General features: G+C 70.7%; 12 protein-coding genes. 7 read left to right on the plus strand and 5 right to left on the minus strand.

The features are described 5' to 3' along the window. The first annotated feature begins 16 nt into the window (after positions 1-16). Complete coding sequence (locus AB0M93_RS14865; protein WP_364273172.1) at positions 17-2401, plus strand: GH92 family glycosyl hydrolase; 2385 nt, start codon at positions 17-19, stop codon at positions 2399-2401. Between the two features lie 215 nt (positions 2402-2616). Then, positions 2617-2982, plus strand: coding sequence for a DUF3817 domain-containing protein (locus AB0M93_RS14870; protein ID WP_103350428.1), 366 nt, complete (start codon positions 2617-2619; stop codon positions 2980-2982). A 71-nt stretch (positions 2983-3053) separates the two neighbouring features. Here the strand turns inward: AB0M93_RS14870 and AB0M93_RS14875 are convergent, their stop codons facing one another. Continuing rightward, complete coding sequence (locus tag AB0M93_RS14875; RefSeq protein WP_004562932.1) at positions 3054-3554, minus strand: MarR family transcriptional regulator; 501 nt, start codon at positions 3552-3554, stop codon at positions 3054-3056. Between the two features lie 79 nt (positions 3555-3633). Here AB0M93_RS14875 and AB0M93_RS14880 point away from each other — a divergent pair, with 79 nt between their 5' ends. After that, positions 3634-3942: a thiamine-binding protein gene (locus AB0M93_RS14880; RefSeq protein WP_364273175.1), complete on the plus strand. Its 309-nt coding sequence runs from the start codon at positions 3634-3636 to the stop codon at positions 3940-3942. 43 nt (positions 3943-3985) lie between these two features. Here the strand turns inward: AB0M93_RS14880 and AB0M93_RS14885 are convergent, their stop codons facing one another. Continuing rightward, positions 3986-4393: a hypothetical protein gene (locus AB0M93_RS14885; RefSeq protein WP_364273178.1), complete on the minus strand. Its 408-nt coding sequence runs from the start codon at positions 4391-4393 to the stop codon at positions 3986-3988. 342 nt (positions 4394-4735) lie between these two features. Between AB0M93_RS14885 and AB0M93_RS14890 the strand changes: the two genes are divergently transcribed. Beyond that, a complete protein-coding gene (locus AB0M93_RS14890; protein ID WP_364273181.1) occupies positions 4736-5710 on the plus strand; it encodes a tetratricopeptide repeat protein in 975 nt (324 codons plus the stop codon). A gap of 53 nt (positions 5711-5763) precedes the next feature. Here AB0M93_RS14890 and AB0M93_RS14895 read toward each other — a convergent pair whose 3' ends face one another. Beyond that, positions 5764-7197 (minus strand): neutral zinc metallopeptidase, encoded by a 1434-nt coding sequence (locus AB0M93_RS14895; RefSeq protein ID WP_364273184.1) that lies wholly within the window; start codon positions 7195-7197, stop codon positions 5764-5766. A gap of 133 nt (positions 7198-7330) precedes the next feature. On the opposite strand from AB0M93_RS14895, the gene glgP reads away from it, so the two are divergent. Beyond that, entirely contained in the window at positions 7331-9859 is a 2529-nt protein-coding gene (gene glgP / locus AB0M93_RS14900; RefSeq protein WP_364273186.1) for an alpha-glucan family phosphorylase, read from the plus strand. Here glgP and AB0M93_RS14905 read toward each other — a convergent pair. Both AB0M93_RS14905 and AB0M93_RS14910 read right to left on the minus strand, forming a co-directional pair. Next, complete coding sequence (locus AB0M93_RS14905) at positions 9856-10041, minus strand: DUF397 domain-containing protein (RefSeq protein WP_364273190.1); 186 nt, start codon at positions 10039-10041, stop codon at positions 9856-9858. The genes glgP and AB0M93_RS14905 overlap by 4 nt on opposite strands. Before the next feature lie 19 nt (positions 10042-10060). Further along, a complete protein-coding gene (locus tag AB0M93_RS14910) occupies positions 10061-10921 on the minus strand; it encodes a helix-turn-helix transcriptional regulator (RefSeq protein ID WP_364273193.1) in 861 nt (286 codons plus the stop codon). 126 nt (positions 10922-11047) lie between these two features. Here AB0M93_RS14910 and AB0M93_RS14915 point away from each other — a divergent pair, with 126 nt between their 5' ends. Further along, complete coding sequence (locus AB0M93_RS14915; protein WP_364273195.1) at positions 11048-11308, plus strand: hypothetical protein; 261 nt, start codon at positions 11048-11050, stop codon at positions 11306-11308. A gap of 37 nt (positions 11309-11345) precedes the next feature. Next, a complete protein-coding gene (locus AB0M93_RS14920; protein ID WP_364273198.1) occupies positions 11346-12335 on the plus strand; it encodes an LLM class F420-dependent oxidoreductase in 990 nt (329 codons plus the stop codon). Positions 12336-12375: the final 40 nt, after the last annotated feature.

Here is a 12375-nt window from a genome sequence, read left to right on the forward strand (position 1 = left end):
TCCGGAGGGCTGTTCAGTGAAGAGCAAGGTCCTGGCGGGCGCGTTGACGCTCGCCGTGGTGGCGACGGGGGTGAGTCCCGCCGCGGCCCAGGCGTCCGGCGGGGACGCCCTCGACGCCGTCAACACGTTCATCGGCACGCAGGACGAGGGGAACACCTTCCCCGGTGCCTCGGCGCCGTTCGGGATGACGCAGGTCAGCCCGATCACCTCGCACTACGCCGGCTACCGCTACACCGACACCGCGATCCGCGGGTTCGGGCACTTCTTCCTGTCGGGCGCGGGCTGCTGGGAGCAGGGCGGCCTCGTTTCGACCCTGCCGACCACCGGCGAAGTGGGTCCCGGCAAGGCGTTCGACACGACCAAGCCGGCCACGTTCGACCAGAAGCAGTACGCGGCGCCGTTCACCCACGACGGCGAAGTCGGCAAGCCCGGCTACTACAAGGTGCACCTGACCGGCTACGGCGGCGTCGACGTCGAGACGACCGCCGCCACGCGCGCGGGTGCCGAGCGGTACACGTTCACGAAGCCGGTTGATGCCAACGTCTTCGTCAACGTCGGGCAGGCCAACGACAAGGAACCGGTGACCGGCAGCAGCATCCGCGTCGTCGACGACCGGACCGTCGAAGGAACCGTGGAGTCGCAGGCGTTCTGCGGCGGCAAGGCGTACACGACGTACTTCACCACGAAGTTCGACAAGCCGTTCAAGGCGTTCGGCACGTGGTCGCCGACCGGCGGCACGCCCGGCTCGCGGTCCTCCGAAGGCGGCGCGGGCCTGCGCGGCGCGTGGCTGACCTTCGCCGGTGGCGGCCAGGTCACCGCCACCACGGCGATCTCCCAGGTGGACGCGGCCGGCGCGCGGGGCAACCTGGCCTCGGAGCGCATCCGGTCGTTCGACGCCGCCAAGGACGCGGTGCAGCGCACCTGGCGCCACGAACTGTCCACTGTGGACATCAAGGGTGGCACACCGGACGACCGGACGGTGTTCTACACCTCGCTGTACCACGCCCTGCTGCAGCCGCTGACGGCCGACGACGCCGACGGCCGCTACTACGGCTTCGACAAGAAGATCCACCGCGCGATCGGCTGGACGTACTACGACTTCTTCTCGCTGTGGGACACCTACCGCAGCCAGAACCAGCTCCTCGCGCTGCTGCGGCCGGACCGGGCGCGGGACATCGCGAAGAGCATCCTCGCCATCCACGACCAGGGTGGCTGGCTGCCGCGGTGGGCGTACGCGAGCCAGGAGACGAACACGATGACCGGCGACCCGGTCACGCCGTTCCTGGTCGACCTGTGGCGCTTCGGCGCGCTGTCCGGCGAAGAAGTGCACGCCTACCAGGCGCTCCTGCAGAACTCGCGCGAGATCCCGCCCGCCGCGTCGCCGTTCCAGGGCCGCTCCGGCAACGCCAGCTACCAGCGGGACGGGTTCGTCCAGTACGACCCGGACTTCCCGAAGAAGGGCCAGGACACCGACCCGAACCACGGCGCGTCGGCCACCCTGGAGTACGCGCTCGGTGACTGTTCGCTGTCGGTCATGGCCGCGGCCCTCGGCAAGAAGGCCGACGCCGCCGCTCTGCGGCAGAAGGGCCGGACCTACCGGACGCTGTGGGACACCACCCAGGCCGACCGGGGCTTCACCGGCTTCTTCCGGCCGAAGGTCCTCGGCGGCGCGTGGTTCTCGCCGGCCGACAAGCCCTACAGCCCGCAGAGCCAGGACGGCTTCCACGAGGGCACGGCCTGGCAGTACCAGTGGCTCGTTCAGCAGGACGTGCCCGGCCTGGTGCAGCGGATGGGCGGCCCGGCGGCCACCGGGAAGCGCCTGGACGACTTCTTCGCCTACGACGAACTGGTGAAGGACCCGGCAACGGCGGTGCGCGAGAACTGGGTCGTCGGCCCGTACGACTACTACGACCAGTTCCGCTACAACCCGAACAACGAGCCCGACCTGCACTCGCCGTGGATGTACGCGCTCACCGGGCAGCCGGCGAAGACGTCGGCGGTCGTGCGGGCGGCGCACACGCTGTTCACCAACGCGCCCAACGGCGTCACCGGGAACGACGACCTCGGCACCATGTCGGCCTGGTACGTCTTCAGCGCGCTGGGCCTGTACCCCGCCGTCCCAGGGACTGGGAACTTCGTGCTCAACGCGCCGCGCTTCGCGAAGTCCGTCCTGCACCTGGAGAACGGGCGCGACATCACGATCAAGGCGCCCGGCGCCGACGGCTCGAAGCTGCAGTACGTCTCGGGCCTGAAGGTGGACTCGCGCGCCAGTGATCGCGTGTACGTCAACGTGGACCAGCTGAAGCGGGGCACGACGCTCGACTTCGGGCTGACCGCCGACGCCACGGCGAAGTGGGGGACGTCACCCTCGTCCGCGCCGGTTTCTCCCTGCGCGGAGTAGACGCGCACGCTCACGGCCGTGGTCCAGACCACAATGGACCACGGTCGTGAGCAGGGTCACGGGCCCCGGTGTTCCGGTGAGCGCCGTCACGCCTCACACTGGGTATCAGTACGTCCGACAGCGCCGTTGACGTCCGAGACGAGTCCGTCTTGGACGGTGTGTCGGGCGTTTTCTCGTGCCAGTACGAACGTGGTGAGACCCCACAGGAGGAAGCAGTGTCCAGCAAGGCCGCTCTAGTGTTCCGCGTGGCCGCAGTAGCCGAAGCCCTGTCCTGGGCCGCGCTGCTGGTCGGGATGTTCCTCAAGTACGTCGTCCACTCCTCCGGCGAGGGCGGCGTGCCCGTCATCGGCATGGTGCACGGCGTGATCTTCGTCCTCTACGTGGTCGTCTCCCTGTCCGTGGCGAAGCCGCTCGGCTGGCGCCCGAAGACGCTGGTCCTGGCCCTGCTCGCGAGCATCCCGCCGCTGTTCACGTGGCTGTTCGAGAAGTGGGCGCTGCGCAACGGCAAGCTCGACGGCCCGCAGCGGCTGTCCCACGGCGGTGTCGGCCTGTTCCAGGTGAAGGAACCCGTCGCCGCCTGATTCCCAGAACGTGAGAAAGGCCCGCGCTCCGGCGCGGGCCTTTCTGCTTTGGACAGTGCGCGGCCGGGCGTTTACTCGCTGAAGTCCCCGGCGGCGCGGCGCACCTTCGTCAGCAGGTCCGTCAGCTGCTCGGTCTGCCGCTCGGTCAGCCCGCTCAGCCCGAAGTCGATCGCGGTGACGGCCTCCGTCGCGGCCTCGCGGCGCTTGCGGCCCTCGTCGGTGATCTCCACCAGCGTCGTCCGGCGGTCGGTCGGGTGCGGCACGCGCTTCACGAGCCCGTCGCGCTCCAGCCGGTCCACTATGTTGGTGACACTGGTGGGGTGCAGCTGGAGCCGTTCGCCCATCACCCGCATCGGCAGGCTGGCGCTGCGGGCGAAGGTGAGCAGCACCAGTGCTTCGTACCGGGCGAAGGTCAAGCCGTGCGGCTTGAGCGCGCCGTCCACCGCGGACTGGATGATCTGCTGGACCCGCATCACCCCGGTCACCGCGGCCATGGTCCCGGAGGGCCCGATGCGGTCCTCCCAGATCCGGGCCGCGCGGGCGATCGGGTCGAACGGCAGCGGACGGTTCATGACACGCGAAGTTACCAGCGGGTACCGGCGGGTGTCGCACGACTGGCGGAAATGACCACCGAAGAAGGGACTTCCGAGCATGATCGTCGCGTTCAGCGTGAGCCCGTCCGGCGGGGACCCCGACGGCGGGGTGAGCGAAGCCGTGGCCCGCGCGGTGAAGGTGGTCCGCGACTCCGGGCTGCCCAATTCGACCAACGCGATGTTCACCAACATCGAGGGCGAGTCCTGGGACGAGGTGATGGACGTGGTCAAGCGCGCGGTCGAGGCCGCTGGCGAAGGCTCGTCCCGCGTCAGCCTGGTCCTGAAAGCGGACATCCGGCCGGGCTTCTCCGGCCAGCTGGCGGCCAAGGTGGACCGGGTGGAAGCCCACCTCCGCGACGGGTCGTGAGTGGCAAGGCGAGTTCTAACTCGCCTTGCCACTCACGAGGGGGTCAGGGCAGCGGCGGGGTGAAGGCGATCGTCCAGCGGCCGTCTTCGCTCGTCACCGTCAGCGGGTAGCTGAACGGCCGGCCGTCGCCGAGGGCGCCGGTGACCGTGGCGCGGGTCGGGGCGGCCGCGTCCGGGCCCAGGTCCACGTGCACGTCGTGGGCACCGCGGTCGGCCAGCACCGAGACGTAGTCCTTCGCGAAGTCGCCGCCGCCCGAACCGGGGTAGTCGAGGAGGTCGGCGAAGGCGTCGGCGTCGTGGCCGGAGAGCGCCGAGGCGAGCCGGTCGCGCAGCTCCGCCGGGCTGGTCGCGCCCGGGTCCGGTTCGTGCACGATGAGCAGCGTCACCGCGCCGATCCAGACGACGGCGGCCGCGACCGACAGGCCCACCTTCACGTCACGCCGGATGTGCACCCGGCCGAGCCTGCCCCAGCGGTGCCGTCCTGCCAAGCGGACGGGCCGGGGAGCGTGCGGAAACCCCGCGGATCGGCCCGGTCACCCCGCTGAGCAAGCCCCGTTTCCACGCTACCGGTGACCACCGACAGTTCCCCGGGGCTGCGCGCGCGGCCCGGAATCGTCGGTGCCGGTCGGTAAGCTGGACACCGGGGGCCGGAGGCCGGCACCAGCTCGCCGCCCGCGACCCGCCCGTGGCTTTCGAACCCGCGCCGCAGCCGTCGTCGGCGCCCGGACCGGCCACACCGTGGACGGGCCGGGCACCCCGTGAAACTTCTCCGGTGCGCGTGCCAGGATGGAACCGTGACACAACCACGCGGATCTGCAGCGAAGTCAGCGGCCTTGTCCGCCGCCCTTTCCGGCGCGGTCGACCTGTCCGCGCTCAAGGCCCGCGCCGAAGCGGCGCAGAGGCAGCCGGCGGCCCCGCCAGCCGGCCCGGCCGGGGGCGACGGCCCGCCGCGGCCGGCGCCGGGCGACGCCGTGATCGATGTCACCGAGGCCACCTTCCAGGCCGAGGTCGTGGAGCGGTCCCTGCACCAGCTCGTGGTCGTCGACCTGTGGGCCGAGTGGTGCGGCCCGTGCAAGCAGCTGTCCCCGGTGCTGGAGCGGATGGCCGCCGAGTCCGGCGGCGCGTGGGTCGTGGCGAAGGTCGACGTCGACGCCAACCCGCGGATCGCGCAGCTGTTCGGCGCGCAGTCGATCCCGACGATCGTCGCGATCGCCGGTGGCCAGCCGGTCGACGCGTTCTCCGGCGCGCTGCCCGAGCCCGAGATCCGCAAGTGGATCAACGCGCTCCTGGACGCCCTGCGCGACAAGCTGCCGGGCATCCGCGACGCGGAGGCGGCCGGCGGCCCGGTCGAGGAGCCGGAGGACCCGCGCTTCACCGAGGCGGAAGAGGCCTTCGAACGGGGTGACTTCGCGGCCGCGCAGGCCGCGTACGAGCGCATCCTCGACGTCGAACCGGCCAACGAACTGGCGAAGAACGCCCTGGCCCAGGTCAAGTTCACCGCCCGCGCGGAAAGCGCCGACCCGGACGCGCGCGCCAAGGCCGACGCGGACCCGTCGGACCTGGCGGCCCAGCTCGACGCGGCCGACCTGGACATCGCGGAGAACGACGTCGAGGCGGGCTTCAAGCGCCTGATCGACACCGTCCGCCGCACGGCGGGCGAGGACCGCAACAAGGTGCGCGAGCACCTGGTGGCCCTGTTCGACCTGTTCGATCCGGCCGACGACCGGGTCATGAAGGCCCGCCGCGACCTCGCGAGCGCCCTGTTCTGACCGCAGGCGAAAAGGGGCCCCCACCGCGGTGAGGGCCCCTTTTCACGCCGTGATCAGGCGTACTGCTTCGAGCAGACCGACGAGCCCTCGAGGTACCCGCGGCGCAGCGCCTCGACCCGGTCGAAACCGCTGTCCGGGCGCTTGCCGTTGACGTCCGCCGAGACGAGGCTCTCCGGCTGCAGCAGGTCCGCGATGGCCTCGTCGAGGTCGCCCGCCGACAGCCGCAGGTCGCCCGGGCGGTTGGTGAACGCCGCCCACGCGCCGACCAGGCAAGCCGTGCGCAGGCCCGCGTTCGCGTTGTCGATCGACGCGCCGACGCCCTTCTGGATGCCCAGCGCGTACCGCGACGCGACCTCGGAGAACGCCGCGAAGTCGCCCATGCCGCCCGGGTCCTGGCCCTTCATCTCGGCCTCGCGGTCGATCGGCTGGGCCAGCTGCGCCAGCTTGGCCAGGTCGATGCTCACCGTGTTGTCGCCCGCGCAGTAGGACGCCGGCGGCGTGGTCTGGCAGCTGCCGCTGTCGGAGATTTCCGGCGCGGCCACCCCGGCGCCCTTGAACGCCTCGTCGAGGCTCTTCTTCAGCAGCTCGACGGCCTGGGCGTTGAACTTCGCGTCGCCCTTGCCCTTGTCGCCCTTGTCGAACGGGCGCTCGGTGAGCCGTGCCTTGACGTTCTCCGCGGTCATCCCGGCGCACTCCTTGGGGCCCTTCTCGAACCCGGCCTGGAACGCGTAGGTGCGGTCGAACGCCGTGCCGTGCGCGCCCTTGTCGGCGGCGCTGGTGCCGGCCTGGTCGCGGATCAGGAACATCGACGCCATCACCTGGTTCAGGCCCTCGGACGTCGACACGCGGTAGAACTTGCTCTTGTCCTCGGCGACCCAGCGGAAGTAGCCGCCGGCGAAGCAGTCGGCCTGCTGCTCCTTGACCACGGTGGGCGTGCTCTTGCTCACCCCCGCCTTGTCGCCGAGCCGGTACTGGACGGCGTGGCCGAACTCGTGCGCGAGCACGACGACCACCGACATCGGGCCGAACCGCTGGCGCAGCATCGGCAGCAGCACGCCGCGGTCCCAGGCCACCGAGTCGTCGTTCGGGCAGTAGAACGCGTTCACGAGCTTCTTCACGCTGCCGCAGCCGGTCTGCTCGGTGTCGGTCTGCGCGTCGTAGGACAGCAGCGACTTGACCGGCTCGAACTGCTGGCCGAAGTTCGCCGGGAGCATCTCGCTCCAGTACGCCTGGACGTCGGCGATCGCGGCGGTGGCGAGCTTGTCGTCCTCCCCGCCGTCGGCGTTGCGGACGTTCAGGTCCGGCGACGGCGCGCCCGGCTTGAGGCCGCTCTCGAAGTGCGTCACCGGCAGCCCGGAGACCGAGCCCGCGCCGGTGTCCTTGGCCGGGTCCCCGTTCGCACCGCCCTTGCTGTTGCACCCGCTCACGGCGACCGCCGCGACGGCCAGCAGCGCGACCAGCGCCCGCCGTCCTCCCCCTGGGATCATCTGTCCAACTCGCTCTCGTGCCCACCCGGTACCCGACGCGCAGGACCCTACCCAGGGCATACGCGGGATGTGCACGTAATCCCTCAACTCCTCCCTGCGCATCGCGGACCGCGGCCCGATATCGTCGCTTCCCATGCGTGCAGTCCGCCGGTTCACCGTCCGCGCCAGCCTCCCGGACTCCCTCGCCGGCCTGGGTGCGCTGGCCACCAACCTGCGCTGGACGTGGCACCCGCCGACCCGGGACCTGTTCGCGTCGATGGACGCCGAGCTGTTCAACGCCGTACGCGACCCGCTGCGGATGCTCACCGCGTTGCCGCCGGCCCGCCTGGACGAGCTCGCCGTCGACGACGACTTCCTCGAGCGCGCGAGAACCGCGGCCGAGGACCTGGAGAAGTACCTGTCCGAGCCGCGCTGGTACCAGCGCCGCGAAGACGACGACCTGCCGTCGGCGGTCGCCTACTTCTCGATGGAGTTCGGCGTCACCGAAGCGCTGCCGAACTACTCCGGCGGCCTCGGCGTGCTGGCCGGCGACCACCTCAAGGCCGCGTCCGACCTGGGCGTGCCGATGGTCGGCGTCGGGCTGCTCTACCGCAACGGCTACTTCCGGCAGTCGCTGTCGCTGGACGGCTGGCAGGTCGAGCACTACCCGGTGATCGACCCGAACGCGTTCCCCCTGGAGCTGCTGACGGCCGGCGGCCGGCCGGTGCTGATCGGCGTCGCGATGCCGGGCGGGCGCGACCTGTGCGCGCAGATCTGGCAGGCCCGCGTCGGGCGGGTGCCGCTGCTGCTGCTCGACACCGACCTGGAAGCCAACGACGAAGACCTGCGCGGCGTCACCGACCGGCTCTACGGCGGCGACGCCGACCACCGGCTGCGGCAGGAGATCCTGGCCGGCATCGGCGGGTTCCGCGCGGTGCGGAAGTACTGCGAGCTGACCGGCCACCCCCAGCCCATGGTGTTTCACACGAACGAGGGGCACGCGGGGTTCCTCGGCCTCGAGCGCGCCCGCGAGATCGTCCAGGCCGACGGCCTCGCGTTCGACGAGGCCATGCCCGCGGTCCGCGCCGGGACGCTGTTCACCACGCACACCCCGGTCAGCGCGGGCATCGACCGGTTCCCGGTGGACCTGGTCCAGCGCTACTTCGCCGACGGCAGGCTCGTCCCGGACATCGACCCGCGCCGCGTCCTCGCGCTCGGCGCCGAGGACAACCCGGGCCTGTTCAACATGGCGCACATGGGCCTGCGGCTGGCGCAGCGCGCGAACGGTGTGTCCCAGCTGCACGGGCGCGTCACGCGCAAGATGTTCTCCCGCCTGTGGCCGGGGTTCGACCACGACGAGGTGCCGATCTCGTCGGTCACCAACGGCGTCCACGGCCCGACGTGGGTGGCGCGCGAGCTGAGCACGCTGCTTGGACGCGAGTGGGGGCTCGACGTCGGCGAGGGGCCGCTGCGCGACGGCGTGTCCGACGCCCAGCTGTGGGGCCTGCGGCGTGACCTGCGCGAGAAGCTGGTGCACGAGGTCCGGCGCCGGGTGCGCGCGGCGTGGCTGCAGCGCGGCGCGTCCCCGCTGGAGCTGGGCTGGGTGGACTCGGTCTTCGACCCGGACGTGCTGACGGTCGGCTTCGCCCGCCGCGTCCCGACGTACAAGCGGCTGACGCTGATGCTGCGCGACCCGGAGCGGCTGCGGACGCTGCTGCTGCACGAGGACCGGCCGATCCAGGTGGTCGTCGCGGGCAAGTCGCACCCGGCCGACGAGAACGGCAAGCAGCTGATCCAGCAGATCGTCCGGTTCGTCGACGGCGCGGACGTCCGGCACCGGATCGTCTTCCTGCCGGACTACGACATGTCGATGGCCCGGTACCTGTACCGCGGCTGCGACGTCTGGCTGAACAACCCGGTGCGGCCGCTGGAGGCGTGCGGGACGTCGGGCATGAAGTCGGCGCTGAACGGCGGGCTCAACCTGTCGATCCGCGACGGCTGGTGGGACGAGTGCTACGACGGCAGCAACGGCTGGGCGATCCCGACGGCGGACGGCGTCACCGACCCCCTGCGCCGCGACGACCTGGAGGCGGCGGCGCTGTACGAGCTGCTGGGCCAGCAGATCGCGCCGCTGTTCTACGCCCGTTCGCCCGACGGCGTGCCGACGGGCTGGCTGTCGATGGTGTGGCACACGCTGGAGACGCTCGGCCCGCGGGTCCAGGCGTCCCGGATGGTCCGCGAGTACGTCGACAACGGCTACCTCCCGGCCTCCCGCACGGTGGCGGCGGCCACGGGCGACGGCTACCGGGGCGCCCTGTCGCTGGCGGATTACCGCACGAAGCTCGAGGTGTCGTGGCCGCGGGTGCGCATCTTCGACTCGGAGCTGCTGGTGGAGGCGACCGAGCCACTGGTGGTCGGCACCGAGGTGACGATCCGCGCCCGAATCGACCTGGCCGCCCTCGAACCGTCCGAAGTGGACATCCAGGCGGTGGTCGGCCGGGTGGGCGACGACGACGAGCTGCGCGACACGGTGACGGTCCCGATGACCGCCGACGGCATCGGCGCGTTCGCGGCCCGGGTGAAGCTGCCCCGCCCGGGATCGATCGGCTACACGGTCCGGGTGCTGCCGAAGCACGGGTTGCTGGCGACCCCGGCGGAGCTGGCGCGGGTCGTGCTGGCTTAGCTCCGCACGGCGGCGAGGAACGCGGCGAAGCTCTCCGCGGGCACGGCGATGTGGCCACCCGCGCGGTCCTTGGTGTCGCGGACCGCCGCGTATCCGGGGATGACCGCAACCTCGACGCACGTGCCGTTGCTCTGGGTGTAGCTGGAGGTCTTGAACGTGGCAGCGGTGAAGTCAGGGGACATGGGGGACCGTCCTTCGATGTCACGCGTAGTTCTGGGCGATCTCCAGGATAAGCCTCCGTGACTTGTCGATGCCTGAGGCGTTCGCGGTAAGGCGGCTCCACAGCTTGGCGTAGTCCGCTGTCTCGGCGACACCGTCGAGGTAGTCGGCATCGTGCAGGTTCTCCACGTAGACCATTTCCAGCGGCTGCGCGGAGGCGGTGGGAGCGGGGATGCGCAGCATGGTGAAGCCGAACGTGTTGCCGCCGCCCGGTGCGTCGAAGGGCAGGATCTGGAGCTGGATGTTCGGCTTGCGGCTGATCGCCACGAGGTGCTTCAGCTGCTCGTTCATCACCGCGTTGCCGCCGGCCATACGGCGCAGGCAGCTTTCGCTCAGGATGAAGTCGGCGGTCGCGGGCCGCTGCCGGAACAGGACCTCTTGGCGCTCCAGCCGGGCCGCGACGACATCCTCGATGTTGATCGTGTCCCGGCGGAAGTCGTGGCCGAGCATGGCGCGCATGTACGACTCGGTCTGCAGCAGGCCGGGCACCATCTCGGCGCCGTAGTGCTGGATCAGGTTCGCGTCGCACTCGAAGTCGTAGTACGCGCGCTGCTGGAGCGGAACCGCGGCGCGGTGGCCGGACCAGCGGCCGCGCTGGCTGCGCGTCCTCGCCAGCTCGACGATGGCGGCCTTCTGCTCTTCGCTGTGCACGTCGTAGTGGTCGAGGAGCATCTTGGCGTCGCCGGGAGTCAGGCCCTCGCGGCCCTTCTCCATCTTGGTGACGCGGGTCGTGTCGCGGCCGAGCAGCTTGGCGGCGTCCTTCATGTCCACGCCCGCCTGGAGCCGGGCCTCCCGCATGTAGATCGACAGGAACTTCAGCCGCACCGTCGGTGTCATCGGCATGCGCATCATCCGTTCGTGTCAATTGCTGTACAGCAGTTGCAAAGTTTGGCTGGTGAATTCAGACTAGCAACCGTTGGCGGAGACGTGGGGTTGCGCGCTCCGGGATCACTCGAAAGGGGATGGCTTGTGAGCGAGCCGCTGATCAGGAGCACCGAACCGCGGCGGGAATGGCTGGTGCGGTGCACGGACGCCTGGTGTGACCTGGCCGTGTGCTCGGTCGAGGTCAACCGGGGCGAAATCGGCATCTTCGGGCCGCGCGGTGACGTGTTCATGCTGAACCGCGCGGAAATCGCCGATTTCCGCACCGCGCTCGACGCGGCGATCGGGCAGGCCGAGTCCGACCTGCAGGCGGAGCGTGCCGGCCGGGCGGCGGACTACCGAATATAGCGGCGCACGCAGCCCTGGGCGACGCTAAGTTGGGGGCATGCGCTTCGGAATGTTCGTCCCGCAGGGCTGGCGGCTCGACCTGGCCGGCATCGACCCCGCGGACCACTGGAAGACCATGCTCGGCCTCGCGAAACACGCGGAGGCGGGCCCCTTCGAATCGATCTGGGTCTACGACCACTTCCACACCGTGCCGGTCCCGAGCGGGGAGGCCACGCACGAGGCGTGGTCGCTGATCTCGGCGTTCGCCGCCGCGACGGAGACCATCCGGCTCGGGCAGATGTGCACCTGCATGGGCTACCGCAACCCCGCCTACCTGGCGAAGGTCGCCGCCACCGCCGACATCATCTCCGGCGGCCGCGTCGAGATGGGGATCGGTGCCGGCTGGTACGAGCACGAGTGGCGGGCGTACGGCTACGGCTTCCCGTCGGCCGGTGAGCGGCTCGGCCAGCTCGACGAGGGCGTGCAGATCATGCGCGACCTCTGGACCACCGGTAAGTCCACATTGGACGGCAAGTACTACCAGACGGACGGGGCGATCCTCCGTCCGCTGCCGCTGCAGGAGGGTGGCATCCCCCTGTGGATCGCCGGCGGCGGCGAGAAGAAGACGCTCCGGATCGCGGCGAAGTACGCGAAGTACACGAACTTCTTCCCCGAGCCGGAGATGTTCACCCGCAAGTCGGAGATCCTGGCGGCGCACTGCAAGGACGTCGGCACCGACTTCGACGCGATCGTCCGCTCGGGCAACGTCAGCGCCGTCCTCGGCGAGACCGACAAGGACGTCCAGGAGAAGGTGGCCTGGCTGAAGGCCCACTACGAGAAGTACGTCCCGGCGGAGGCCGCCGAGCGGGCCGTCTCCACGTTCGCGAGCGGCCCGACGGTCGGTACTCCGGAGCAGGTCGCCGAACACCTCGCCGCGCTGGGCAAGCGGGGCCTGTCGTACGCGATCGTGAACTTCCCGGAAGCCGCCTACGACCGCTCCGGCATCGACCTGTTCACCAAGCACGTCGCCCCGGCGCTGGCCGGCTGACCGTTCCCGATCCGGCCGGACGGCTGTGGAGCAACGGTCC

It is taken from the genome of Amycolatopsis sp. NPDC051102, from assembly GCF_040682815.1.
In the GTDB taxonomy this organism is placed as follows: Bacteria; Actinomycetota; Actinomycetes; order Mycobacteriales; family Pseudonocardiaceae; genus Amycolatopsis.

Bases quoted from the DNA above. Each gene is read 5' to 3' on its own strand.
- AB0M93_RS14875 (WP_004562932.1), bottom strand. From the start codon at position 3,554: ATGAACCGTCCGCTGCCGTTCGACCCGATCGCCCGCGCGGCCCGGATC.
- AB0M93_RS14895 (WP_364273184.1), bottom strand. From the start codon at position 7,197: ATGATCCCAGGGGGAGGACGGCGGGCGCTGGTCGCGCTGCTGGCCGTC.
- AB0M93_RS14905 (WP_364273190.1), bottom strand. From the start codon at position 10,041: ATGTCCCCTGACTTCACCGCTGCCACGTTCAAGACCTCCAGCTACACC.
- AB0M93_RS14910 (WP_364273193.1), bottom strand. From the start codon at position 10,921: ATGCCGATGACACCGACGGTGCGGCTGAAGTTCCTGTCGATCTACATG.
- AB0M93_RS14920 (WP_364273198.1), top strand. From the start codon at position 11,346: ATGCGCTTCGGAATGTTCGTCCCGCAGGGCTGGCGGCTCGACCTGGCC.
- AB0M93_RS14880 (WP_364273175.1), top strand. From the start codon at position 3,634: ATGATCGTCGCGTTCAGCGTGAGCCCGTCCGGCGGGGACCCCGACGGC.
- glgP (WP_364273186.1), top strand. From the start codon at position 7,331: ATGCGTGCAGTCCGCCGGTTCACCGTCCGCGCCAGCCTCCCGGACTCC.